Origin of the sequence: Streptomyces sp. NBC_00568 (assembly GCF_026341855.1) — a bacterium.
Classification (GTDB): Bacteria; Actinomycetota; Actinomycetes; order Streptomycetales; family Streptomycetaceae; genus Streptomyces.
In genome coordinates, this window is the sequence record NZ_JAPENW010000001.1 from 5,323,215 (window position 1) to 5,348,744 (window position 25,530).

The following is a 25,530-nucleotide window of genomic DNA, read 5'->3' on the forward strand; positions in this document are numbered from 1 at the left end:
GCAGCCTGTGACCAGGCGGCGACAAAGCGCGTATACCGGACCACCTCTGTGTCCCGTCTGCCGTATCGGGCAGCATGTGCTCATGTCCGTACTGACGCGCGACGAAGCGCAGACCCGTGCCAAGCTCCTCGATGTCCACCACTACGGGATCGAACTCGACGTGACAGGAGGGGACGAGACCTTCGACTCCCTCACCGTCATCCGGTTCACCACCCGCGCCGACGCGGACACCTTCGTCGAGCTGAAGCCCGCCGAACTGCGCTCCGTCACCCTCGACGGCCGGCCCCTCGACCCCAAGACCCTCGACGAGAACCGGCTGCCCCTCAAGGGACTCACCGCCGGCGAGCACGAACTGCGCGTCGACGCCTCCATGCGCTACTCCCGCACCGGGGAGGGCATGCACCGCTTCACCGACCCCACCGACGGCGAGACCTACCTCTACACCCAGCTCTTCATGGAAGACGTCCAGCGCGTCTTCGCCGCCTTCGACCAGCCCGACCTCAAGTCCGTCTTCGAGCTGACCGTCACCGCACCCGAAGGCTGGACCGTCCTCGCCAACGGCGTCACCGAACACCTCGGACACGGCCACTGGAAGGCCGCGCCCACCCCCCTCATCTCCACCTACCTCGTCGCCGTCGCCGCCGGCCCCTGGCACTCCGTACGCACCGAGCACCGCGGCCTCCCCTTCGGCCTCCACTGCCGCCGCTCCCTCGCCCCGTACCTCGACGCCGACGCCGACGAGATCCTCGACATCACCCGCTCCTGCTACGACCGCTACCACGAGAAGTTCGACGAGCCCTACCCCTTCGACTCCTACGACCAGGCGTTCGTCCCCGAATTCAACGCCGGCGCCATGGAGAACCCCGGACTCGTCACCTTCCGCGACGAGTTCATCTACCGCTCCGCCGTCACCGACACCGAACGCCAGACCCGCGCCATGGTCATCGCCCACGAGATGGCCCACATGTGGTTCGGCGACCTCGTCACCCTGCGCTGGTGGGACGACATCTGGCTCAACGAGTCCTTCGCCGAGTACATGGGCTACCAGACCCTCACCGAAGCCACCCGCTTCACGGACACCTGGGTCGACTTCGGCGTAGCCCGCAAGTCCTGGGGCTACGACGCCGACCAGCGCCCCTCCACCCACCCCGTCGCCCCCGACCCCGACTCGGTCCCCGACACCGCGTCCGCCATGCTCAACTTCGACGGCATCTCCTACGCCAAGGGCGCCTCCGCCCTGCGCCAGCTCGTCGCCTGGCTCGGCGAGAAGGACTTCCTCGCCGGCATCAACACCCACTTCGCCCGCCACAAGTTCGGCAACGCCACCCTCGCCGACTTCATCGACAACCTCGCCTCCGCCACCGAACGCGACGTACACGCCTGGGCCGACGCCTGGCTGCGCACCACCGGCGTCGACACCCTCAGGCCCGCGATCACCGAAGCCGACGGCCAATGGCAGCTCACCGTCGACCACGAGGGCAGCCGCCCCCACCGCATCGCCGCCGGCGCCTACGACACCGTCCCCGGCGAGAGCGACCGCCTGGTCCTGCGCGACCGCTTCGAACTCGACGTCCCCCAGGCCGGCCCCGCGGACCCCCGCCCCGGCCGCCGCCCCGACCTGCTCCTCCTCAACGACGGCGACCTCTCCTACGCCAAGGTCCGCTTCGACACCAAGTCCTTCCAGACCGTACGAGCCGCCCTCTCCGGCCTCCCCGACCCCCTCACCCGGGCCGTCGTCTGGAACGCCCTGCGCGACGCCGTACGCGACGGCGAACTCCCCGCCATGGCCTACATCGAAGCCGCCCGCACCCACCTGCCGCACGAGACCGACCTTGCCCTCGTCCAGGGCGTCCTGTCCTTCGCGACCCTCCACGTCGCCGACCGGTTCCTGCGCCCCGAGGAACGCCCCACCGCCCTCGCCACCCTCACCGCCCTGTGCCGCGACCTCATCCGCCGCACCGAGGACGGCTCCCACCCCGGCCTGCGCCTCACCGCCGTACGCCACTTCATCGACGTCGCCGCCCACCCCGACACCATCAGCGCCTGGTTCTCCGAGGGCACCGTCCCCGGCGGCCCCGAGCTCGACCCCGAACTGCGCTGGCGCATCCTCGGCCGGCTCTCCGTCCTCGGCGCCGTCGACGACGCGGTGATCGACGCCGAACTCGTCCAGGACCCCAGCGCCACCGGCCAGGAAGGCGCCGCCCGCTGCCGCGCCGCACTGCCCGACCCGGAGGCCAAGCGCGCCGCCTGGGACGCGATGTTCGCCACCGACGACCTCTCCAACTACCTGTTCACCGCCACCGCCCAGGGCTTCTGGCAGCCCGAACAGGCCGACCTCGTCCGCGCGTACGTCGAGCGATACTGGCCCGACGCCGTCGCCGTCGCCGGACGGCGCGGCCCCGCCATCGCCGAAGCCGCCGGCCGCTGGGCCTTCCCCGCCCACGCCGTCTCACCCGAGACCCTCGCCCTCGGCCAGGCCTGCCTCAGCGACGCCGACCCCATCCCGGCCCTGCGCCGCAAACTCACCGACCAACTCGACGACCTCGCACGGGCCTTGCGGGTGAGGGAGGCCTAGACCCCGGGGAGGCCTGGACCCGGGCCCCTGGACCCAGGGAGGCCTGGAGCCAGGGGGCCCGGACCCCAGGGGAGACCCAACCCCAGGGGCCCCGGCCGCTGCCCCGAACCCCGCTCCCCGAACGCCGGAGAGGCTGACCCGCAGCCTCTCCGGCGTTCGCGTGCACGGCCGTTCAGGCCCGGCCACCCCGAACGACCCCTGCGACAGGGCCCGGCACACCGCCCAACCCCACAATTCCTCCGTACGGCAGTACCCCCACAGGGGGCCGAATCGTTGTCCTTGGCGGGCACACCTGCCCAAAACGCGTACACGCCGGGGACGTACCCCGCCGCGCGTCCACCGGAGGACACCCATGAGCACGCCGCCCCTCGCCTCAGGCCCCCAAGGCCCCCACGCACTGCGGCCCCTGCTCGACACCGTCCTCGACGCGCTCACCCAAGGCACCGCCGCACGCGGCGGACCCCTCCCCGCCGGAGGACCGGAACAGGTCGCCCGGCGCCTCCGAGACGCCGCCGGCGACCTCCTGCCCCAGCACGGCAGCGACGACGCCCTGCACACCCTCGTACGCGCCCTCGCCGAAGGCGCCGCCGACCCCGCCGACCCCCTGTGCGCCGCCCACCTGCACTGCCCGCCCCTCGCCGTCGCCACCGCCGCCGACCTCGCCGCCTCCGTCCTCAACCCGTCCCTCGACTCCTGGGACCAGGCGCCCGCCGCCTCCGAACTCGAAGCACTCCTCACCCAGACCCTCGCCCACGAGGTCCACGGCACCGGCAGCGACGCCCTCGTCACCACCGGCGGCACCGAGTCCAACCAACTCGCCCTCCTCCTCGCCCGCGAGAAGCACGGCAGCGTCCAACTCGTCCACGGAGCCAACGCCCACCACTCCCTCCACCGCGCCGCCTGGCTCCTCGGCCTCCCCGAACCCGTCGTCGTCCCCGCACCCGCCGGCACCCTCGACCCCGCCGCCCTCGACAGAGCCCTCACCGACCTCCACGGCCCACTCCTCGTCGCCGCCACCGCCGGCACCACCGACGCCGGACTCATCGACCCCCTGCCCGGCATCGCCGACCTCTGCGCCACCCACGGCGCCCGCCTCCACATCGACGCCGCCTACGGCGGAGGCCTCCTCTTCAGCGACCGGCACCGCACCAAACTCGACGGACTCGCCCGCGCCGACACCGTCACCCTCGACCTGCACAAACTCGGCTGGCAGCCCGTCGCCGCCGGACTCCTCGCCGTCCGCGACCCCGCCGACCTCACCACCCTCGGACACCGAGCCGACTACCTCAACGCCGACGACGACACCGAAGCCGGCCTGCCCGACCTGCTCGGCCGCTCCCTGCGCACCACCCGGCGCCCCGACATCCTCAAGATCGCCGTCACCCTCAAAACCCTCGGACGGCACGGCATCGGCGCCCTCGTCGACCAGGTCTGCGCCCACGCCCAGGAACTCGCCGACCTCACAGCCGCCCACCCCGGCTTCGAGCTCTACGACCGGCCGGTCATCAGCACCGTCCTGTTCCGGCCCACCGGCGCCACCGACGACACCGTCGCCGCCGTACGCCGCACCCTCCTGAACGAAGGCCGCGCCGTCCTCGGCCGCGCCACCGTCGACGGCCGCCGCTGGCTCAAAGCCACCCTCCTCAACCCCCACACCCGGCCCGGCGACCTGGCCACGCTCCTGAAACTGGTGGAAGGACACACCCCCCGATGAGCCCGACGCCCCACCCCCAGCGCCCCGCCGCCGAAACACCCCGCGACCTGGTGGGCATCGGCATCGGCCCCTTCAACCTCTCCCTCGCCGCCCTCGCCCAGCCCCTCACCGAACTCGACACCGTCTTCTACGAACAACGCCCCGGCTTCGACTGGCACCCCGGCCTCCTCATCGACGGCGCCACCCTCCAAGTCCCCTTCCTCGCCGACCTGGTGACCCTCGCCGACCCCAAGAGCCCCTGGTCCTTCCTCAACTACCTCAAGGACCGCGACCGCCTCTTCCCGTTCTACTTCGCCGAGCGCTTCCACATCCAGCGCGCCGAATACGACGCCTACTGCCGCTGGGTCGCCGACAACCTCCCCGGACTCCGCTTCGGACACCAGGCCGACGCCGTCCGCTGGAACCCCGAACACCAGCTCTTCGAAGTCGACTTCACCGAACTCGACACCGACGGCGAAGCCCAGGCCCTCGGCCGCACCTACACCCGCAACATCGTCCTCGGCGTCGGCACCGCCCCCCACATCCCCGAACCGCTCAAACCACTCGTCGAAGCCCCCGGCGTCCCCGTCATCCACGCCGCCGACTACCTCAAACACCGCGAGCAGTTCCTCACCGCCGAACACATCACCGTCATCGGCGCGGGCCAGTCGGGCGCCGAAGTCTTCCTCGACCTCCTGCGCAACCGCCCCACCGGACACGAGAACATCCACTGGCTCGCCCGCACCGAAGCGTTCGCCCCGATGGAGTACTCCAAACTCGGCCTCGAACACTTCACCCCCGACTACACCCGCTACTTCCACGCCCTCACCGAACCCGTCCGCGACCGGCTCGTCGCCGCCCAATGGCAACTCCACAAAGGCATCGACGCCGACACCATCGCCGCCATCCACGACGAGCTCTACCGCCGCACCCTGCACGGCGGCTGGCCCGACGCCGTCCTCACCCCCGCCGTCACCGTCCGCACCGCCGGACGCGTCGCCACCACCAAAGTCGAACTCCACCTCGAACACGGCCAACAGGGCACCCGCACCCGCCTCACCACCGACGCCGTCGTCCTCGCCACCGGCTACCGCGAACGCCCCATCGCCCCCCTCCTCACCGGACTCGACCCCTACCTCCGCCGCGACCAGGCCCAACGCCCCAGCATCGACGACCAGTTCCGCCTGATGCTCGACCCCTCCGTCACCGGCCGCGTCTACGTCCAGAACGCCGAACTCCACACCCACGGCGTCGGCGCCCCCGACCTCGGCCTCGCCGCCTGGCGCAGCGCCACCATCCTCAACTCCCTCACCGGCAAAGACCCCTACCCCCTCCCCGGCCGAACCGCCTTCACCACCTTCGGCCTGGAACGGACCCCCCGCATCCCCTCCGCCCGCCAGGGCCAGGAAACCCGGACACTCACCCCCCTCGTCCCCCTCATCCCCCTCGTAGAGGGCAGGTGACAGCGGCGGAACAACCCCGGCCCCAACGCCGACGGCGCCGACGCGAAAAACCGCGCCGACGCCGTCAACCCAACCCCGCCCGCCCTAGAACACGGGCGTACCGTCACGCGTCAGCTTCCAGTCCACCGACGCGAACTCCTTCGGGTCCAGCGAACCCTTCGCCGTCACCCACTCCGCGATCCGCGTCCGGATCTCCGTCGACTCCGACCACACCTCGGTCGCCGAAGCCACATGCGGGAACGCACCGCCACCATTGGCACGGTAGTTGTTCACCGCGAACACGAACTGCTGCGCATCGTCCAGCGCCGCACCGTTGTACGACAGATTCTTGATCCGCGAACCCTCGGCCTGCGCGATGTCGATGTCGTACCGCAGCCCCGACACATAGTCGTAGTTGTAGTCCGGACGATTGTTCGCGTTCGTCAGCTTCTCCGTGTCGATCACCGCACCCGCGGCCGTCTGCACGAAGTAGTTCGCCGAGTACTCCAGGTACGCCCGCACCTGCGCACCCGTCATCACCTTCGCCACCAGCGTGTTGTCGTACACGTACAGGCTCGACAGATCCCGGATCGTCACATCCCCCGCCGGGATCTCCGACGTCCGCGAGAACGGCGACGCCTGCGCGATCACCGGCAGCGACGCGTACTGCGTCCCCACCAGCGCCGCCTTGACCACGTCCTCCTGCACCTTGGTGATCAGATCGATGATCGGAGCGTCCTTGTAACGCGCCTCCACCGTCGTCAACGTCTCCGTCGCCGTACCGACCACCTGGTTGACGTACGCCACCACCACATCGTGCTCGTCCTTCAGCAGCCGCGTGATCTTCGGGTCGTCCGCCACCGAATTCGTGTTGCGCACCGACGCAGCCACCGACTCGACCGTCCAGCGCCCCTTCTCGAAGACCAGCTCGAAGTCGAACACCGACAGCCGCTCCGCGTACGCCAGCGGCTCCGACAGCACGACCGTCTTCCCCGACGCCGTGTTCGTGACCTTCAGCTCCGGGATCTCCAGATGCGCGTGACCCACCAGGATCGCGTCGATCCCCGGCACCTGCTGAGCCACCAGCGCCGCCGAGTTCTCCACATACGGCAACTGGTCACCGTACGACGACGTCCCCGACGAACCGGAATGCGCCGACACGACCACCACGTCCGCACCCATCGACCGCAGCTTCGGCACCCACTTCGCCGCCTGCTCCTCCAGCCCCGGGAACGTCAGCTTGCCCTGCACATACGCCTTGTCCCAGATCGCGATACCCGGGTTCGTCAGACCCAGCACCGCCACCTTCACCGGCGGCGCACCATGGACATGGAACTTCTTGATGAAGTACGGAGGGAACGCCGGCTTCAGCGTCTTCGCGTCCAGCGCGTTCGCACCCAACAGCGGGAAACGGCACTGCGACTCGAACTTCCGCAGCGTCTCGATGCCGTAGTTGAACTCGTGGTTCCCGAGCGCCACCGCGTCATAGCCGATCGCGTTCATCGCCTGCGCCATCGGGTGCACCGGACCACCCTTCGCGGTGATCGGATCCACCTTCGCGTAGTAGTACGTCAGCGGCGTGCCCTGGATCGTGTCACCCGCGTCGAGCAGCAGCGTGTTGCAACGCCCCTTCTCCTCACGGATCTCGTTCACCAGCGTCGAGATCCGCGCCAGACCCTGCGCGTTGCCCGCCTTGTCCGAGTACTCCGCGTCCTTGAAGTAGTCCCAGTTGAAGACGTGACCGTGCAGGTCGGTCGTGCCCAGCACCGTCAGCGAGTACCGCTTCACCGGCTTGGCACCACCCTTCGCCTCCGCGGCCTGCGCCGCCGGAGCCGCGCCCGCACCCGCGAGCGCCACCCCCGCACCCGTCACGGCGGACTTCTTCAGGAACTTGCGGCGGTTCAAGGGCATGTCTGGAACTCCTCGGGAAAGGTCGATGACGCGCGTAGATTCTGACCCCAACACCGGCCCCCGCAACAGGCCCAGGAGGTTTCCATTTGATGACCTGACGGCACCACACACCCCCCGCCCAGTGACAGAGTGGGACGTATGACCCCCAACTCGGACCCCGGTTTCCCCTCCACCCCCGACACCCGACCCGAACCAGCCGCCGAACAGACCCCACCCGCCGTCCCCTACGGCACCCCCGACACCCCCCGCATCGCCGTCCGCGGCGAAGCCCACCTCGAAGTCGACCCCGAGATCGCCCGCATCGGCATCTCCATCAGCGCCCGCGGCAAAGACCGCCGCGAAGCCCTCGCCGACCTCACCCGCCGCAACACCCTCGCCCTCGACCTCGTCAAGACCTACGGCGACGCCGTCGAACGCCTGGAAACCGGCGCCTTCACCATCAGCCCCGAACTCGGCCGGCACGGCCGCGGAGAACGCGTCCGCACTTACCACGGACACGTCCACATCAACGCCGAACTCACCGACTTCACCGCACTCGGCGAACTCACCACCGCCCTCGCCGACCTCGACCTCACCCAGGTCGACGGCCCCTGGTGGGCCCTCCGCCCCGACTCACCCGCCCACCGCGACGCACGCCGGCAAGCCGTCCGCGAAGCCGTCCAACGCGCCCGCGAATACGCCGAAGCCCTCGACACCACCCTCACGGCACTCGTCGAACTCGCCGACATCGGCGCCGAAGACACCCACCCCTACGCCCTCGCCGCCCAGTCCACCCGCTCCACGCGCAGATCCGCCTACGGCGGCGGCACCACCGAGGACGAACCCGCCCCCCTCGACCTCGAACCCCAACGCCAGCACGTCCACGCCCAGGTCAACGCCCGCTTCACCATGGCCCCACCCCGGCTCTAGCCACTCACGGAAGAATCACGGAAAGTCACCGGCCGGCTCTGCCAAGCACCCACCGCACGACCGACGGATACTGGACGGAAACCGGACAGATGAACGCACCCACGCGCCCCGGGGAGCCGCTCCCCGCTCATCGGAGCACCCCGGCGCACAATTCAACAGTTGTCAATAACCCTTCACGCAAAGGTTGTTGAGTAGTCATGCGCGACCAATTCTCTACCGACCGGTAAGGCCTAGGCTCGAACCATGCGCCGAGCAAAGATCGTCTGTACATTGGGCCCCGCCACCGACTCGTACGACCAGATCAAAGCCCTGGTCGAAGCCGGAATGGACGTAGCCCGCTTCAACCTCAGCCACGGCACCCACGCCGAACACGAGGAGCGCTACCGGCACGTCCGAAAGGCCTCCGACGAGACCGGCCACAGCGTCGGCATCCTCGCCGACCTTCAAGGCCCGAAGATCCGACTCGGCCACTTCACCGAAGGCCCCGTACTCCTTGAACGCGGAGACACCTTCACCATCACCGTCGAAGAAGGCGCCGAAGGCGACCGCCAGACCTGCGGAACCACCTACGACGGACTGGCAACGGACGTCACTCCCGGTGAACGCATCCTCGTCGACGACGGCAAAGTCTGCCTCGAAGTCACCACCGTCGAAGGACCCCGCGTCCACACCACCGTCGTCGAAGGCGGCATGGTCTCCGACCACAAAGGCCTCAACCTCCCCGGCGTCGCCGTCTCCGTCCCCGCCCTCTCCGAAAAGGACGAAGAAGACCTCCGCTGGGCTCTGCGCACCGGATTCGACGTCATCGCCCTCTCCTTCGTCAGAAGCGGCAAGGACATCGACGCGGTCCACCGCATCATGGACGAAGAAGGCCGCCGCCTTCCCGTCATCGCCAAAGTCGAAAAACCCCAGGCCGTCGACAACATCGACGACATCGTCGCCGCCTTCGACGGCATCATGGTCGCCCGCGGCGACCTCGGCGTCGAAATGCCCCTCGAACAAGTCCCCATCGTCCAGAAGCGCGCCATCAAACTCGCCAAACGCAACGCCAAACCGGTCATCGTCGCCACCCAGATGCTCGACTCGATGATCGACAACTCCCGCCCCACCCGCGCCGAAGCCTCCGACGTCGCCAACGCCGTCATCGACGGCACCGACGCCGTCATGCTCTCCGGCGAAACCAGCGTCGGCAAATACCCCATCGAAACCGTCAGGACCATGGCCCGCATCGTCGAAGCGGCCGAAGAAGACATCCTCGCCAAGGGCCTCCCGCCCCTGACCGAACGCAACAAACCCCGCACCCAAGGCGGAGCCGTCGCCCGCGCCGCAGCCGAAATGGGCGACTTCCTCGGCGCCAAATTCCTCGTCGCCTTCACCCAGTCCGGCGACACCGTCCGCCGCCTCTCCCGCTACCGCTCCCCGATCCCCCTCCTCGCCTTCACCCCCACCCCCGCCACCCGCTCCCAACTCAACCTCACCTGGGGCGTCGAAACCTTCCTCGGCCCCCACGTCGACTCCACCGACGCCATGGTCGACCAGGTCGACGAACTCCTCCTCAAGTACGGCCGCTGCGCCAAGGGCGACATCGTCGTGATCACCGCAGGCTCCCCGCCCGGAGTCACCGGCTCCACGAACCTGGTCCGCGTCCATCACATCGGCGAGGACGACAGCCCCAAGTAGCCGGCGGGCCTTCTCCGTCGCCGGGTCAGTACTTGGGGCCCACGTGGGCGTCCATGAGGGCTACTGAGGCTTTGCGGGCGATGGAGATGTTGCGGGAGTTCGGCTGTTTCCAGTCGACGCCGACCGCGTCGAGTGTGTCGGTGAAGAGGCGCATGATGTCGGACGACTTGTTGGTGAAGAAGTACCGGGGATACTCGTAGCGCTTGGGCTCGCCACCGACAAGTCGTGTGGTCCAGTTGGTGATGCGACACCCGTCGGAGTGGATGAGCCCCCGGACGAATTCCCAGGGGTGGGCATCGACGATGCGCTGCTGCCAGGGCTCCAGGGTGATCTTGCGATCGTGCTTCTTGCCTGGGCCGTGCTGAGGGAACAGGCAGGGCCAGTGCTTGCTGGAGCAGGTGACGTACTGGCAGCCCTGGCTCCGGACGCGGAAGATTTTGTTGTCGGGGCGCATGAGTTGCATCGCTGACGCGCAGGCCTCGATGAGCCCGGGCCACGCGTCGGCACAGGCGATGCGCAGGAAATGGACACCTCGCCGCGAGGTGCTGATGCAGCCGTCTCCTAAGTAGAGCCCCAGAAGATAGGCGTAGGCGGCAGGATCATCCGGTGGTTCAGGGGTGACGCGACACCTGGGGCATGGTCGTGAGCGGTTGCCGCTCAGAGGCTCGATACGTGACTGCCAGGAACGGATCGCGGCTCGGGAGGCGCCGGTCTCCTTGCTCACCGAGTTGAGACTGCGCCCCTGTGCAACGAGTGCCAGCGCTCGCTTGCGTGTGCCCATGTCGTACATATGGCCACTCTGTGGACAGTGCGGGTGCGACACTCAGCAAAAAGCGGATGTTCACCAGAATGGGAACATCCGCTTTCATCTAGCAACCTTGACATCCAAGGAAAAGTACCCCGAGTCGGATTCGAACCGACGCTGTATGGGTTTTGAATCCATTGCCTCTACCGCTGGGCTACCGGGGCTTCCTCTGAAACAGAGAGTAGCGATCACCCGCCGTGCCCTCACCTTACCGCAGCTAGGTAGGCTCTTGGGAGCAGTACCCCGCCCTGAACGAGGAGCCCCCGTGACCGCCCCCGAGTCGCCCCAGCCCGTAGACGCGCCCGACGACGACAAGTCGCACGTGCCTCCGCTGACGACCCGTGTCGTCATCGCCGAGGACGAGGCGCTGATCCGTCTCGACCTCAAAGAGATGCTCGAGGAAGAGGGCTACACCGTCGTAGGTGAGGCGGGTGACGGTGAGCAGGCCGTCGAGCTGGCCCGGGAGCACAAGCCGGACCTGGTGATCCTCGATGTGAAGATGCCGAAGCTCGACGGCATCTCCGCGGCGGAGAAGATCGCCGAGGAGTCCATCGCCCCGGTCCTGATGCTCACCGCGTTCTCGCAGCGCGACCTGGTCGAGCGGGCCCGTGACGCGGGTGCGATGGCGTACCTGGTGAAGCCGTTCAGCAAGAGTGACGTGGTGCCGGCGATCGAGATGGCGGTGTCGCGGTTCGCGGAGCTGAAGGCGCTGGAGGGTGAGATTGCGGATCTCACACAGCGTCTGGAGACGCGGAAGCTGGTGGACCGTGCGAAGTCGGTTCTGCAGACGGAGTACGGCCTGACGGAGCCGGCGGCGTTCCGCTGGATCCAGAAGACGTCGATGGACCGTCGTATGTCGATGCAGCAGGTCGCGGAGGCGGTCATCGAGGACGCCGAGGAGAAGAAGGCGTCGAAGGGCTAGTTCCGCGCCCTGTCGAGGAGAGTGTCGAAGGGCTCTCGTCCGCGTCGTGTCCGCGGATGAGAGCGGACGGAAGAGGCCCGCACCCCTGACGGAGGTGCGGGCCTTTTCGTGCGACCGGTGGGGTCGCGGGGAGTGTCAGTCCTCGCCGAGGTACGCCTTGCGGACGGACTCGTCGTGGAGCAGGTCCTGGCCGGTGCCGGAGAGGACGATGCTGCCGACCTCCATGACGTGTGCCTGGTCGGCGAGGGAGAGCGCCGCCTGGGCGTTCTGCTCGACGAGCAGGATGGTCGTGCCGGACGCCTTGAGTTCGGCGATGGTGGCGAGGATCTTCTGCATCATGATCGGCGAGAGGCCCATGGAGGGTTCGTCGAGCATGAGCAGTTTGGGCTGGGACATGAGGGCGCGTCCCATGGCGAGCATCTGCTGTTCGCCGCCGGAGAGGGTGCCTGCGGCCTGCTTACGGCGCTCTCCCAGGATGGGGAAGAGGTCGTAGGCGCGCTGGATGTCCTTCTCGATGCCCGCCTTGTCGGTGCGGAGGAACGCTCCGAGCTGGAGGTTCTCCGTGATGGTGAGGCGGGGGAAGATGTGGCGTCCCTCGGGGGAGTGTGCGAGTCCGAGGGCGACGATCTTGTGGGCGGGGACGTTGGCGAGGGGCTGGCCGTCGAAGAGGATGCGGCCTCCGCTGGGCTTGAGGAGCCCGGAGAGGGTGCGCAGGGTCGTCGTCTTGCCGGCGCCGTTGGTGCCGATGAGGGTGACGATCTGGCCGGCTTCGACGGTGAAGGAGATGCCCTTGACGGCTTCGATCTTGCCGTAGGCGACCTTGAGGTCTTCGACCTCGAGCAGTGCGGTCACTGGGCGTTTCCTTCCTTGCTGGTGCTGCTGCCCTGTGCGTCGGAGTCGTCGGACGCGGCGGGTGTCTCGGGGGCGTCGGAGTCGTCGGCCTCGGGGGCGTCGGCTGTTCCTTCGGCCTCGGGGGCTTCCTCGGTTTCCGCGGCTTCCGTGGTCTCTTCGGCTTCCTCGGCCGGGGTGGCTTCCGCCGTGTCCTCGGCGTCGGCGGCTTCCTCGGTGTCCGTGGTTACCGCGTCGGGGGTCTCGTCGGCTTTGGCCGCTCCCGCGGCTTCGGCGGCTTCGACCTCGGCGAGTTCTTCTTCGCCGGGGGCGCCCTCGAAGGGGGTGCCGAGGTAGGCGGCGATGACGCGCTCGTCGCCCTGGACGACGTCGGACGTTCCCTCGACGAGCTTTTCGCCCTGGACGAGGCAGGCCACGCGGTCGGACAGGTTGAAGATGAAGCGCATGTCGTGCTCGATGACGAGGACGGCGATGCCCCGGTCGCGGATGGCGAAGACGAGTTCTTCGGTCGCGCGGGTTTCCTGGGGGTTCATGCCGGCGGTGGGCTCGTCCAGGAGGAGGAGGCCCGGCTCGCTCGCCATGGCTCGCGCGATCTCCAGCTTGCGCTGCTCGCCGTAGGGGAGGTTGCGGGAGAGGTGGTCGGCCTTGTGGGCGAGACCGATGAACTCCAGCAGTTCCATGGCGCGTTCGCGGGAGGCCGCCTCCGCCTTGCGGAAGCCGGGGCCGCGGAGGAGGGCGGACCAGAGGCCTTCCTTGGTGCGGGTGTGGCGTCCGACGAGCACGTTTTCCAGGACGGTCATGTTGGCGAAGAGCCGGATGTTCTGGAAGGTGCGGGCGATGCCGGCGCTGGTGACCAGGTGCGGCTTCGGGGGCAGCACCGTGCCCTTGTAGGCGACCTTGCCCTCGGTGGGGACGTACAGACCGGTGAGGCAGTTGAAGAAGGTGGTCTTGCCCGCGCCGTTGGGGCCGATGAGGCCGACGATCTCTCCGGCGTTGACGGTGAGGTCGACGTTGCGTACGGCGGTGAGGCCGCCGAAGCGCATGGTGACGCCGGTGGCTTCGAGGACGGGGCTGGGGGCTGTGGTGGTGGTCATGTTGGTTACGCCCCTGCCTTGGTGACGCCGACGGTGGAGTCGGGCAGGCCTTGTTCGGGGATGTGGACGGTTTCGTCGCCCTCGTGGAACTCGAGCTGGCGGCGGCGGTTGGCGATGATGCCTTCGGGGCGGAAGCGCATGAGGATGACGAGCGCGATGCCGAAGGCGAGGAGCTCGTACTCCTTGAGGAAGCTGAGCTTCTCGGGGAGGAGGTAGAGCAGGGTGGCGCCGAGGATGGGTCCGTTGACCGTGCCCATGCCGCCGAGGACGACCGCGGCGAGGAGGAACGCGGAGTTCGGGGGCACGGAGCCGGCGAACTGGTACGGGGCCGGGTTGACGCTGTAGCCGACGTGGGCGCTGACCGTTCCGGCGAGGCCGGCGAGGGAGGCGCCGAGGGCGAAGGCGATGAGCTTGACGCGGAAGCCGTTGATGCCCATGGCGGTGGCGGCGGTCTCGTCCTCGCGGATGGCGATCCAGGACCGGCCGATGCGGGAGTCGGCGGCGCGGTTGAACACCACGACGACGAGTCCGGTGATGAGCAGCATCAGCAGGAAGTAGTTCGCGAATCGGCCGAGGGTGATGCCGCCGATGGCGTGTGCGGCACCGAAGTTGAACCCGAAGATGTCGAGGTCGGGGATCATCGAGATGCCGTTGGGGCCGTTGGTGATGTTGGGTCCGGAGACGCCGTCCATGTTGTTGACGGCGATGCGGAAGATCTCTCCGAAGCCCAGGGTCACGATGGCGAGGTAGTCGCCGCGCAGTCGCAGGGTGGGGGCGCCGATGAGGACGCCGAACACGAGCGATGCGGCCATGCCGGTGAGCATGGCGGCCCAGAAGGGGAACTGGACGCCGGAGAAGCGGGAGAACTCGGAGCCGGATACGAGGGCTGCGGCGTAGGCGCCGACGCCGAGGAAGGCGACGTATCCGAGGTCGAGGAGTCCGGTGAGGCCGACGACGATGTTGAGGCCGAGGGCGACGGTTCCGACGACGAGGATGTTCACGCCGAGGTTGGCGTTGTGCTCGTTGTTCTCGACGAAGGGGAAGACCGCCGCGGCGAGGAACGCCATGGTGGTGGCGAATCCCTTGTGGCGGGCGTTCAGTTGGGCGAAGCGGTCGAAGAGTCCGGCGGTGAGCAGGGCCCAGGTGCCGAAGACGACGAGGAGCAGGTAGCCCAGGAACGTTTCGCTTGCGTCGGGGTCGACGCCGATGCCGTAGGTGAAGACGATCAGCGCGAGGGCGGTGGCGCCGGTGATGACGAGGCGCTCGTGCCAGCCGGCCATTTTGGCGGCCGGGGGGATGAGGTCGGGCTTGGTGACGTAGTCCTTGAAGGTGTCACCGGGCTTGGGGAGTGCCAGGGTGCCGAGGAGGGCGATCAGGGAGCCGACGGCGGCGACGTAGGCGCCGGGTTCGAGTGCGACGAGGCCCTTGAGGTCGACGGCGATGGCGATGGCGCTGAACCAGCTGACGGCGAACGCGGAGGTGGCGGCGAGGACGACGGGCTGGGTGGCGCCCGCCGGGTTGAGCCAGCCGAGGCCGCGGACGTTCCAGAGGGTCAGGGTGAAGAGGAGGGTGAGCGCGCCGGCGACGAGGGCCAGGATCTGGAGTCCGGCCGGGGAGCCGTAGTAGGTGAGGTCCCCGGGGAAGTCGGACGTGTAGGTCCAGGACATGAACGTGCTGGCGATGGTGGCGATGGCGCCGAAGGCGATGAGGGCGCGGGCGGCGCTCTCGGGGAGTGCGATGAGGCCGCGCTCGGTGGTGGTCTCGGTGGTTGCCATGGTGCTCACGCCCTGTCCGCGACGCGTTCGCCGACTAGGCCTTGTGGCCTGAACAGCAGTACGAGGATGAGGAGTACGAAGGCCCAGACGGAGGACCAGCCGCCGCCGCCGAGCTGCTGCATGCCCGGGATGCCGTCGATGTAGCTGGTGGCCATGGTCTCGGCGAGGCCGAGGACGAGGCCGCCGATCATGGCGCCGTAGATGTTGCCGATGCCGCCGAGGACGGCCGCGGTGAAGGCCTTGAGGCCCATCTGGAAGCCCATGTCGTACTTCACCGTGCCGTAGCGCAGGCCGTAGGCGACGGCTGCGACGGCGGCGAAGAAGCCGCCGATGGCGAAGGCGATGACGATGATGCGGTTGGTGTCGATGCCCATGAGCTGTGCGGTGTCAGGGTCCTGCGCGGTGGCCTGCATGGCGCGGCCGGTGCGGGAGAGGCTGACGAACAGGGCGAGGGCCGCCATGCAGAGGGGGGCGGCGATGATGACGAAGACGCTGCCGCTCTGGATGCTGACGGAGCCGATGTGCAGGGGCCCGAAGGGGAGCTGCGGGAACGTGATGTCGGTCTTGGCGTCCGGGTACCCGTTGAAGACGACCTGCTGGAGGGCGAGGGACAGGCCGATGGCGGTGATGAGGGGTGCGAGGCGTGGTGCTCCGCGCAGTGGTCGGTAGGCGAAGCGTTCGGCCCCGACGGCGATGAGGACGGAGACGATTCCGCCGCCTATCAGCATCGCTGGGAGGGCTATCCACATGGATGTGCCGTTTGGCAGAACGTAGAGGTAGACCGTGAGTGCGCCGAAGCCGCCGGTCATGAAGATCTCGCCGTGGGCGAAGTTGATGAGCTGGACGATGCCGTACACCATCGTGTAGCCGATGGCGATCAGCCCGTACATCGAGCCGAGGAACAGCCCGTTGGCCAGCTGCTGCGGCAGGGTGTTCACCGCATGGCCTCCATGTGGTGGGGAGAGTTGAGCAGGGCGTATGAAGCGGGCCGCGCGGTGACGTGTGGTCGTGGCCGCGCGGCCCTGAGGTTGTGCTGAGGGCCTGTCCGGCGGACGGTCCGGGCGTGCGGTGCCGCTGGGGCGCCGTGCCTGGATTCGGACCTGTCCGCCGGAGTGGCCCGGGTGGGGCGGATCAGCCCTTGGCCGTACCGCTCTTGACGGCCTTCCACTTGCCGTCGACGACCTGGTAGACGGTGAGCTGCTTGTTGTTGGTGTCGCCGTACTCGTCGAAGGAGACGGGGCCGGCGATGCCGTCGAACTTGGTGTTCTGGACCTCGGCGACGATCTTGGCGCGGGCGCCGTCCGGGATCTTGCCGTCCTTCACGACCTTGCCGATGGCCTTGATGATGGCCGTGGCGGCGTCGTAGGAGTAGCCACCGTAGGTGCCGTAGTCGCCCTTGAGGCCGGAGGCCTTGTACTTCTTGATGAAGTCGGCGGCGGAGGGCAGGGAGTCGACCGGCTGGCCGACCGAGGTGACGAGGTCGCCCTCGGAGGTCTTGCCGGCGGTCTCGATGTAGGTCGGGGTGAACATGCCGTCACCGCCGAACAGCGGGACCTTGACTCCGCCGTCCTTGAGCTGCTTGGTGAGCTTCTCCGACTCGTCGTACTGGCCACCGTAGTAGACGAGGTCGGCCTTGGAGTTCTTGATCTTGGTGACGAGGGACGAGAAGTCCGTGTCGCCGGTGTTGACGTGGTCCTCGCCCGCGACCTTGCCGCCGGCCTTGGTGAAGCCGGCCTTGAAGAGCTTGGCGAGGCCGGCGCCGTAGGTCTGCTTGTCGTCGACCACGTACACCTTGCGCTTCTTCAGCGTGTCGTAGGCGTATTCGGCCGCGAAGCCGCCCTGGAGGGCGTCGGTGGTGGCGGTGCGGAAGTAGGTCTTGAACGGGCGGGTCTTCTCGGTCTGCCAGTTCTTGCCCTGGGTGAGCTCGGGCGCCGTGTTGGACGGCGAGATCTCGACCAGGCCGGCGGTGTCGAAGACCTGCTGCATCTGGGTGGCGACGCCGGAGTTCAGCGGGCCGACGACGCCGAGGACCTTCTCGTTCTGGACGAGCTGGGTGGCGTTGGCCTGGCCGGAAGCCGGGATGGCCTTGTCGTCGAGCGCCTTGACCTTGAAGGTCACGCCGGGAACGGTGTTGTTCTTGTTGGCGTCGTCGACGGCGATCTGGACGCCGCCCTGGATGCCGAGGCCGGTGGCGGAGTTCTGACCGGTCAGCGGGGCGTCGACGCCGATGATGATCTCGGTCTTCTTGTCGCTGCCCTTGCCCTCGCCGCTGTCGTCGCGCGAGCCGCAGGCGGTCAGCGTGAGTGCTCCCGTAGTGAGCACGGCGGTGAGTATGACCATGGAACGCTGTCGCACGTTGAATCCTCTCCCTGGCGCGGCACCCCAGGGTGGGGGCCGTGTGTCTCGCCGGGCCGTACTGGATGAAGCAGGGCCGTGCAGTGACGCGCCCGGCGGCGCGGTGACTGGCCGTGACTATAAGCGCAGGTAGGGGCAGTGGGCAGCGGCGTCGGGAAGGCTGTGACGCTCTTGTTATGCGGGGGGAGCCCTCGGGGGTGTGGGGCGGACGATCGGAGCATTTCGGTGTGCCGGTCGCAGGCGGTTGCGTGTTCGCATGCTGAGAACGCCCTGATCCGGGTTCGTGGCGGAGAGCGGAAGCCGGGGGTGCGGCGCCGTGGAGGTGCGCCGCGGGGGGCGTGGTGCGGGGCGCCTCGCGGCGTGGGCATTGCTTCGTTACGGCAGAGGTAACCGAGTGTTACTGCCGTGTGAGGCGGTCGCGGGTGTCCTGGCCGGGTGAAGTGGGTGTGGGGGAGGGCGGGTTGGGGAAGCGGAGGGCGCGCAGGTCGGCCCACGGGTAGTGGGGGTAGGTGTCGCCGAAGAGAAAGCTTTGCTGTTGCTGTGCTGTCTTGTTGCTGATGGGCAGGTCGAGGCGGGGGAGCTCGATGGCGGGCGGCCGGCCGCGCGCACTCGTATACGGAGATGCGTACCGTGATCATGCGGGGATTTCCGGCCCTTACTGTCAGTGGCAGCCGGAGTGTGGTGGTGGCGCTCAACTGGGTTGTTCCGGCGCCCACTTGGTGGACTGTGACGGGGGTGCCGCGGGGCGATGTCGACCTCGAAGCGGAAGGGGTGGGCTCGGGGCCGAGGCCCTTGTGATGGAGGGTGGTGACACTGGCGGACCGCGGGTGGGGGTCCGGGGGTGGCCCGGGTGGACGGGGCGCGGGGTGAGTGGGCGGCCGTTGCGGTCGCGATGATGATCGGGCCCGCGGGCGCGTACCCCGCCGGTGGCTCCGGAGCGACGGGTGGCGTACGCGGGCGAGGCGCCGGTGCGAACGCGGGAGTGCGGGCCAACGGGCGCCGAGGCGTGCGGGGTTCGACCTCGGCACGTCGGCGGGGCGTCCTGGTGGGGGCCGCCGGCTTCGTCCGGGTGCTGCGGCTCGACGGGCCCGATGCCGGTCATGTCTCACGCCGGCCGGAGAGCGTGGCTCCGCCAATGGGCTGTGCGGGGTGGGGAGTTGGGTGCCCGAGGTGCGCCCCCGAGGCGGGCTCCCGTGGCCGGGTCCCCGAGGCGGGCTCCCTGTGGCCGGACCCCCGAGGCCGGGCTCCCGAGGTGGGTCCCCCGAGGCGGGCTCCCATGGCCGGGCTCGCTAGGTGGGCTCCCCGTGGCCGGACCCCTGAGGCCGGGCTCCCGAGGTGGGTCCGCCGAGGCGGGCTCCCCATGGCCGGGCTCCCAAGGTGGGCTCCCGAGGCCGCGCCCCCGAGATGGGCTCCCCGAGGTGGGATCCCGAGGCCGGGCTCTCGAGATGGCCCCCGTGGCCGGGCCCCCGGGGTGGGATCCCGAGGCCGGCTTCCCGGGCTGGGAGTCCGGAGGGGGCTGGGCGCCCCGGGAGGCGGACGCTCCCACCGCTCCCCTCCGGGTCGCCCCTGTGTGTTCCCGCCGCCCGGGGGCGGTTCCCTCCCTCGGGCGGCTCTTGAGGGCCCCTCGGGCGTCCCGTGAGGCCCCGGGGCGCCCCGGAGGGGAGCGGCCCGGTCCCCGGGGTGTCAGCTCTGGGGTGCGTCCTTGAGGATGCAGGTGAGGCGGGCGCTGCAGACGCGCTTGCCGTCCTCGTCGGTGATGGCGATCTCGTACGTCGCCGAGGTGCGGCCGCGGTGGACGGGGGTGGCGACGCCGGTGACGAGGCCGGAGCGGACGCCGCGGTGGTGGGTGCAGTTCAGGTCGACGCCGACGGCGATCTTGGAGATGCCGCCGTGGAGCATGGCCCCGACGGAGCCGATGGTCTCGGCGAGGACGGCGGAGGCTCCTCCGTGCAGGAGGCCGTAGGGCTGGGTGTTGCCCTCCACGGGCATGGTGCCCACGACGCGGTCCGCGGAGGCTTCGACGATCTGGACGCCCATGCGGTTGCCGAGGTGGCCCGCGGAGAACAGGGCGGGCAGGTCGACGCCGAGGGCGGCGTACTCGTCGAGGACCTCTTGCGGGAACTTCACGGTGTGCTGCTCGCCCATGGGGCCTGGCTCCGTTCGTCGTCGACCACTTCGTCGTGGTTTCTCCGACTGAGCGAACGCTCAGTCGGCTGTCGATTGTTCCAGACGGACGACCACGGACTTGCTGGCAGGGGTGTTGCTGGTGTCGGCGGTCGCGTCGAGGGGGACCAGGACGTTGGTCTCCGGGTAGTAGGCGGCCGCGCAGCCCCGGGCGGTCGGGTAGTGCACGACGCGGAAGCCGGGCGCGCGCCGCTCCACGCCGTCCTTCCATTCGCCGACCAGGTCGACGTACGAGCCGTCCGCGAGCTTCAGCCGGCGGGCGTCCCCGGGGTTGACGAGGACGACCCGGCGGCCGTTCTTGATGCCCCGGTATCGGTCGTCGAGTCCGTAGATGGTGGTGTTGTACTGGTCGTGGGAGCGAAGGGTCTGCAGCAGCAGGCGGCCCTCGGGCAGCTCGGGGTACTCGACGGGCGCGGCGGTGAAGTTGGCCTTGCCGGTGGCCGTCGGGAAGCGGCGCTCGTCGCGGGGGGCGTGCGGGAGGGCGAAGCCGGCCGGGTCGGCCACGCGGGCGTTGAAGTCCTGGAAGCCGGGGATCACGCGCGCGATGCGGTCGCGGATGCTCGCGTAGTCCTTCTCGAACTCCTCCCAGGGGGTGCGGCTGCGTTCGCCGAGGACCCTGCGGGCGAGGCGGGCCACGATGGCGGGCTCGGACAGCAGGTGCGGGCTCGCGGGCTCCAGGCGGCCCCGTGAGGCGTGGACCATGCCCATGGAGTCCTCGACGGTCACGAACTGCTCGCCGCTGCCCTGGAGGTCGCGCTCGGTGCGTCCGAGGGTGGGCAGGATGAGGGCACGCGCGCCCGTGACGGCGTGCGAGCGGTTCAGCTTGGTGGAGACGTGCACGGTCAGCCGGGCGCGTCGCATGGCCGCCTCGGTGACGTCGGTGTCGGGGGACGCGGAGACGAAGTTGCCGCCCATGGCGAAGAACACCTTGGCCTCGCCGTCGCGCAGCGCGCGGATGGCCCGTACGACGTCGTAACCGTGTTCGCGGGGCGGGGCGAAGCCGAACTCCTTCTCCAGGGCGTCGAGGAAGGCCGGGGCGGGGCGCTCGAAGATGCCCATGGTGCGGTCGCCCTGCACGTTCGAATGACCGCGCACCGGGCAGACGCCGGCTCCCGGGCGGCCGATGTTGCCGCGCAGGAGGAGGAAGTTGACGACTTCCCGGATCGTCGGAACGGAGTGCTTGTGCTGGGTGAGGCCCATGGCCCAGCACACGATGGTGCGCTCGGAGGCGAGGACCATGGTCAGGGCCTCGTCGATCTCGTCGCGGGTGAGGCCGGTCGCGGTGAGTGTCTCGTCCCAGTCGGCGGCGCTCGCGGCCCGGGCGAAGTCCTCGAACCCGTGGGTGTGTTCGGCGACGAACGTCTCGTCGACGGCGCCCTCGGTGGCGAGGATCAGCTTGTTCAGCAGGCGGAAGAGAGCCTGGTCGCCGCCGAGGCGGATCTGCAGGAAGAGGTCGGTGAGCGCGGCGCCCTTGATCATGCCCTGGGGGGTCTGCGGGTTCTTGAAGCGTTCCATGCCCGCTTCGGGGAGCGGGTTGACCGTGATGATCCGGGCGCCGTTCGCCTTGGCCTTCTCCAGGGCCGAGAGCATGCGCGGGTGGTTCGTGCCGGGGTTCTGCCCCGCGACGATGATCAGGTCCGCCCGGTAGAGGTCGTCGAGCAGGACGCTGCCCTTGCCGATGCCGATGGTCTCGGAGAGGGCGGAGCCCGACGACTCGTGGCACATGTTCGAGCAGTCCGGCAGGTTGTTCGTGCCGAGTTCGCGGGCGAACAGCTGGTAGAGGAAGGCGGCCTCGTTGCTGGTGCGGCCCGAGGTGTAGAAGAGGGCCTCGTCGGGGGAGCCGAGCGCCGCGAGTTCCTCGGCGACGATGCCGAAGGCGCGTTCCCAGCCGATGGGCTCGTAGTGGTCGGCGCCCTCGGGGAGGTACATGGGGTGGGTGAGGCGTCCCTGCTGGCCGAGCCAGTAGCCGCTGCGGCCGGCGAGGTCGGAGACGGGGTGCGCGGCGAAGAAGTCCGGGGTCACCCGGCGCAGGGTGGCCTCCTCGGCGACGGCCTTCGCGCCGTTCTCGCAGAACTCCGCGGTGTGCCGGTGCTCCGGCTCGGGCCAGGCGCAGCCCGGGCAGTCGAAGCCGTCCTTCTGGTTGACGCGCAGGAGGGTGAGGGCGGTGCGGCGCACGCCCATCTGCTGCTGGGCGATGCGCAGGGTGTGTCCGATGGCGGGCAGCCCGGCCGCGGCGTGCTTGGGTTCGGCGACCTGCGGCGCGTCCTGGACCGGATCGCTTTTCGGCGGCTTGCTGGCCATCGCTGAACCCCTTCGCGTGCGCACCTCGGTGTGCGTCTCCTCGTACCCCTTCGATCCTCGCACGCGCGGCCGACAGCGAAGGCGGGGGGCCGTGGGAGCGCGGGCCGGGCGGGAGCGTGCCGGGCTGCGAGGGCTCTCGATGTCAGTGGGGCGTGGCAGGATCGGGGGCGTGGCAGAAACAGCATCGAAGAAGACCGAGAAAACCGCAGGTACGGGCCGTCCGCGGCTGATGCTCATGGATGGGCACTCGCTGGCCTACCGCGCGTTCTTCGCGCTGCCCGCCGAGAACTTCACCACCGCGACGGGCCAGCCGACGAACGCCATCTATGGTTTCGCGTCGATGCTGGCGAACACGCTGCGCGACGAGTCGCCCACGCACTTCGCGGTGGCGTTCGACGTATCGCGCAAGACCTGGCGCTCCGAGGAGTTCACCGAGTACAAGGCGAACAGGTCGAAGACCCCGGACGAGTTCAAGGGGCAGGTCGAGCTGATCGGCGAGGTGCTGGACGCGATGCACGCGCAGCGGTTCGCGGTGGACGGTTTCGAGGCCGACGACATCATCGCGACGCTCGCCACCCAGGCCGAGGCCGAGGGCTTCGACGTGCTGATCGTCACCGGCGACCGCGACTCCTTCCAGCTGGTCTCCGAGCACACGACGGTGCTGTACCCGACGAAGGGTGTCTCCGAGCTGACCCGGTTCACTCCGGAGAAGGTCTTCGAGAAGTACGGGCTGACGCCGGCGCAGTACCCCGACTTCGCGGCGCTGCGCGGCGACCCGTCGGACAACCTGCCGGGCATCCCCGGGGTCGGCGAGAAGACGGCCGCGAAGTGGATCAACCAGTTCGGTTCGTTCGCGGAGCTGGTCGAGCGCGTCGACGAGGTCAAGGGCAAGGCCGGGCAGAACCTGCGCGACCACCTGGAGGCGGTGAAGCTCAACCGCCGTCTCACCGAGATGGTCAAGGACGTCGAGCTGCCCCGGACGGTCGCCGACCTGGAGCGGGCCGCGTACGACCGTACGGCCCTCGCGATGGTCCTGGACACCCTGGAGATCCGTAACCCCTCGCTGCGCGAGCGGCTGCTCGCGGTGGACCCGGGGGCCGCGGAGGCCGAGGAGACACGGCCCGTCGCCGAGGGCGTCGAGATCGACGGCACGGTGCTGGGCGCGGGCGAGCTGAAGCCGTGGCTCGCCGAGCACGGCACGGCGGTTCTGGGCATGTCCACGGTCGACTCGTGGGCGCTGGGCACAGGTGCCGTCGCCGAGGTGGCCCTCGCGGCCGGTGCGGGCGCGGCTGCCTGGTTCGACCCGTCCCAGCTGGACGAGTCCGACGAGAACGCGTTCGCGACGTGGCTCGCCGACCCCGCGAAGCACAAGGTCATGCACAGTGCCAAGGGCGCGATGCGGGTCTTCGCCGAGCACGGCTGGACCATCGAGGGCGTGACCATGGACACCGCGCTGGCCGCCTATCTGGTCAAGCCGGGCCGCCGTTCCTTCGCGCTGGACGCGCTGTCCCTGGAGTACCTGGGGCGGGAGCTCGGCCCCGCCGCCGCGGCCGACGGCCAGCTCGCCTTCGGCACGGACGAGCAGGCCGAGGCCGACGCGCTGATGACGCAGGCCCGCACGATCCTCGACCTGGGCGAGGCGTTCGGGGAGAAGCTCCAGGAGGTCGGCGCGGCCGACCTGCTGCGCGACATGGAGCTGCCCACGTCCAGCCTGCTGGCCCGCCTGGAGCGGCACGGCATCGCGGCGGACAGGGCGCACCTGGAGGCCATGGAGCAGATGTTCGCCGGGGCCGTGCAGCAGGCGGTGAAGGAGGCGCACGCGGCCGCGGGGCACGAGTTCAACCTCGGCTCGCCCAAGCAGCTCCAGGAAGTCCTCTTCGGCGAGCTGGCCCTGCCGAAGACCAAGAAGACCAAGACGGGCTACACGACGGACGCGGACGCCCTGGCCTGGCTCGCGGCGCAGACCGAGAACGAACTGCCCGTGATCATGCTCCGCCACCGGGAGCAGGCCAAGCTGCGTGTCACCGTCGAGGGCCTGATCAAGTCGATCGCCGCGGACGGCCGCATCCACACCACCTACAACCAGACGGTCGCGGCGACGGGCCGTCTGTCGTCGACCGATCCGAACCTGCAGAACATCCCGGTGCGCACGGACGAGGGCCGCGCGATCCGCCGCGGCTTCGTGGTCGGTGAGGGCTTCGAGTCCCTCATGACCGCGGACTACAGCCAGATCGAGCTCCGGGTGATGGCCCATCTGTCCGAGGACGAGGGCCTGTTGGAGGCGTTCGCCTCCGGCGAGGACCTGCACACCACCGTGGCCTCCCAGGTGTTCTCCGTGGAGCGGTCCGCGGTCGACGCCGAGATGCGCCGCAAGATCAAGGCGATGTCGTACGGCCTCGCCTACGGGCTGTCGGCCTTCGGCCTCTCCCAGCAGCTGAACATCGAGGCGGGCGAGGCCCGTGCGCTGATGGACACGTACTTCGAGCGCTTCGGCGGCGTGCGGGACTATCTGCGCCGGGTGGTGGACGAGGCCCGCGCGACGGGCTACACCGCGACGCTCTTCGGGCGCCGCCGTTATCTGCCGGATCTCAACAGTGACAACCGGCAGCGCCGCGAGGCGGCCGAGCGCATGGCGCTCAACGCGCCCATCCAGGGCACGGCCGCCGACATCGTCAAGATCGCGATGCTCAATGTGGACCGGGCGCTGCGCGAGGCGAAGCTCACCTCCCGCATGCTCCTCCAGGTCCATGACGAAATCGTCCTGGAGATCGCTCCCGGCGAGCGGGAGAGGACCGAGGAGCTGCTGCGCCGCGAGATGGCGTCCGCCGTCCAGCTCCGGGCACCGCTGGACGTCTCCGTCGGTTCGGGCCCGGACTGGGAGTCCGCGGCGCACTAGCGTCCGCGGGGGCGGCTCACCGCCGCCTTCGGCCTACGGGCGCGGGCCCGGCACCGTGAGGTGCCGGGCCCGCGTGCCCGTACAGCCGCGGCCGCGGCCACGGAGGATGCGCCCCGGGGCGGTTTCCGCGCTCCCACGC

General features: G+C 69.4%; 16 protein-coding genes and 1 tRNA gene. 7 read left to right on the plus strand and 10 right to left on the minus strand.

Going from position 1 to position 25,530, the window contains the following annotated elements; genetic code table 11:
- Positions 1 to 82: 82 nt before the first annotated feature.
- The 3 genes from pepN to OOK38_RS23085 all read left to right on the plus strand — a co-directional run bounded on the left by pepN (position 83) and on the right by OOK38_RS23085 (position 5,731).
- Positions 83 to 2,575 (plus strand): aminopeptidase N, encoded by a 2,493-nt coding sequence (gene pepN, locus OOK38_RS23075; protein WP_266757616.1) that lies wholly within the window; start codon positions 83 to 85, stop codon positions 2,573 to 2,575.
- A gap of 352 nt (positions 2,576 to 2,927) precedes the next feature.
- Positions 2,928 to 4,289 (plus strand): aminotransferase class V-fold PLP-dependent enzyme, encoded by a 1,362-nt coding sequence (locus OOK38_RS23080; RefSeq protein WP_266757615.1) that lies wholly within the window; start codon positions 2,928 to 2,930, stop codon positions 4,287 to 4,289.
- Positions 4,286 to 5,731, plus strand: a complete 1,446-nt coding sequence (locus OOK38_RS23085; protein ID WP_266757613.1) for a lysine N(6)-hydroxylase/L-ornithine N(5)-oxygenase family protein — start codon at positions 4,286 to 4,288, stop codon at positions 5,729 to 5,731. The genes OOK38_RS23080 and OOK38_RS23085 overlap by 4 nt, the downstream gene beginning before the upstream one ends.
- A gap of 84 nt (positions 5,732 to 5,815) precedes the next feature.
- On the opposite strand, the gene OOK38_RS23090 is transcribed toward OOK38_RS23085, so the two are convergent.
- Entirely contained in the window at positions 5,816 to 7,621 is a 1,806-nt protein-coding gene (locus OOK38_RS23090) for a bifunctional UDP-sugar hydrolase/5'-nucleotidase (RefSeq protein ID WP_266757611.1), read from the minus strand.
- A gap of 138 nt (positions 7,622 to 7,759) precedes the next feature.
- On the opposite strand from OOK38_RS23090, the gene OOK38_RS23095 reads away from it, so the two are divergent.
- Both OOK38_RS23095 and pyk read left to right on the plus strand, forming a co-directional pair.
- Complete coding sequence (locus OOK38_RS23095) at positions 7,760 to 8,530, plus strand: SIMPL domain-containing protein (protein WP_266757609.1); 771 nt, start codon at positions 7,760 to 7,762, stop codon at positions 8,528 to 8,530.
- 243 nt (positions 8,531 to 8,773) lie between these two features.
- Positions 8,774 to 10,210: a pyruvate kinase gene (gene pyk / locus OOK38_RS23100; protein WP_266757607.1), complete on the plus strand. Its 1,437-nt coding sequence runs from the start codon at positions 8,774 to 8,776 to the stop codon at positions 10,208 to 10,210.
- Positions 10,211 to 10,235: 25 nt separating this feature from the next.
- Here the strand turns inward: pyk and OOK38_RS23105 are convergent, their stop codons facing one another.
- Together OOK38_RS23105 and OOK38_RS23110 are read right to left on the minus strand one after the other, a co-directional pair.
- A complete protein-coding gene (locus tag OOK38_RS23105) occupies positions 10,236 to 11,000 on the minus strand; it encodes a helix-turn-helix domain-containing protein (RefSeq protein WP_266757605.1) in 765 nt (254 codons plus the stop codon).
- A gap of 106 nt (positions 11,001 to 11,106) precedes the next feature.
- A tRNA-Leu gene (locus tag OOK38_RS23110) sits at positions 11,107 to 11,179 on the minus strand.
- Positions 11,180 to 11,280: 101 nt separating this feature from the next.
- Here OOK38_RS23110 and OOK38_RS23115 point away from each other — a divergent pair.
- A complete protein-coding gene (locus tag OOK38_RS23115; protein ID WP_266757604.1) occupies positions 11,281 to 11,937 on the plus strand; it encodes an ANTAR domain-containing response regulator in 657 nt (218 codons plus the stop codon).
- A gap of 135 nt (positions 11,938 to 12,072) precedes the next feature.
- On the opposite strand, the gene OOK38_RS23120 is transcribed toward OOK38_RS23115, so the two are convergent.
- The 7 genes from OOK38_RS23120 to OOK38_RS23150 all read right to left on the minus strand — a co-directional run bounded on the left by OOK38_RS23120 (position 12,073) and on the right by OOK38_RS23150 (position 22,495).
- On the minus strand, positions 12,073 to 12,789 hold the full coding sequence (locus OOK38_RS23120; RefSeq protein ID WP_266757602.1) for an ABC transporter ATP-binding protein: 717 nt from the start codon (positions 12,787 to 12,789) through the stop codon (positions 12,073 to 12,075).
- The gene (locus OOK38_RS23125; protein ID WP_266757600.1) at positions 12,786 to 13,880 is read right to left on the minus strand and encodes an ABC transporter ATP-binding protein; all 1,095 of its coding nucleotides are present in this window, start codon (positions 13,878 to 13,880) and stop codon (positions 12,786 to 12,788) included. Before OOK38_RS23125 ends, OOK38_RS23120 begins: the two co-directional genes overlap by 4 nt.
- A gap of 5 nt (positions 13,881 to 13,885) precedes the next feature.
- Positions 13,886 to 15,655 carry a branched-chain amino acid ABC transporter permease gene (locus OOK38_RS23130; RefSeq protein WP_266757598.1) on the minus strand — a complete coding sequence of 590 codons (1,770 nt, stop codon included), beginning with the start codon at positions 15,653 to 15,655 and terminating at the stop codon, positions 13,886 to 13,888.
- Positions 15,656 to 15,660: 5 nt separating this feature from the next.
- Positions 15,661 to 16,593 (minus strand): branched-chain amino acid ABC transporter permease, encoded by a 933-nt coding sequence (locus tag OOK38_RS23135; RefSeq protein ID WP_266757596.1) that lies wholly within the window; start codon positions 16,591 to 16,593, stop codon positions 15,661 to 15,663.
- Positions 16,594 to 16,786: 193 nt separating this feature from the next.
- Positions 16,787 to 17,995 (minus strand): branched-chain amino acid ABC transporter substrate-binding protein, encoded by a 1,209-nt coding sequence (locus OOK38_RS23140; protein WP_266765634.1) that lies wholly within the window; start codon positions 17,993 to 17,995, stop codon positions 16,787 to 16,789.
- A gap of 1,698 nt (positions 17,996 to 19,693) precedes the next feature.
- Positions 19,694 to 20,155, minus strand: coding sequence for a PaaI family thioesterase (locus OOK38_RS23145; RefSeq protein ID WP_266757594.1), 462 nt, complete (start codon positions 20,153 to 20,155; stop codon positions 19,694 to 19,696).
- 60 nt (positions 20,156 to 20,215) lie between these two features.
- Complete coding sequence (locus tag OOK38_RS23150) at positions 20,216 to 22,495, minus strand: FdhF/YdeP family oxidoreductase (protein ID WP_266757592.1); 2,280 nt, start codon at positions 22,493 to 22,495, stop codon at positions 20,216 to 20,218.
- Between the two features lie 169 nt (positions 22,496 to 22,664).
- On the opposite strand from OOK38_RS23150, the gene polA reads away from it, so the two are divergent.
- Positions 22,665 to 25,391, plus strand: a complete 2,727-nt coding sequence (gene polA, locus OOK38_RS23155) for a DNA polymerase I (protein WP_266757590.1) — start codon at positions 22,665 to 22,667, stop codon at positions 25,389 to 25,391.
- Positions 25,392 to 25,530: the final 139 nt, after the last annotated feature.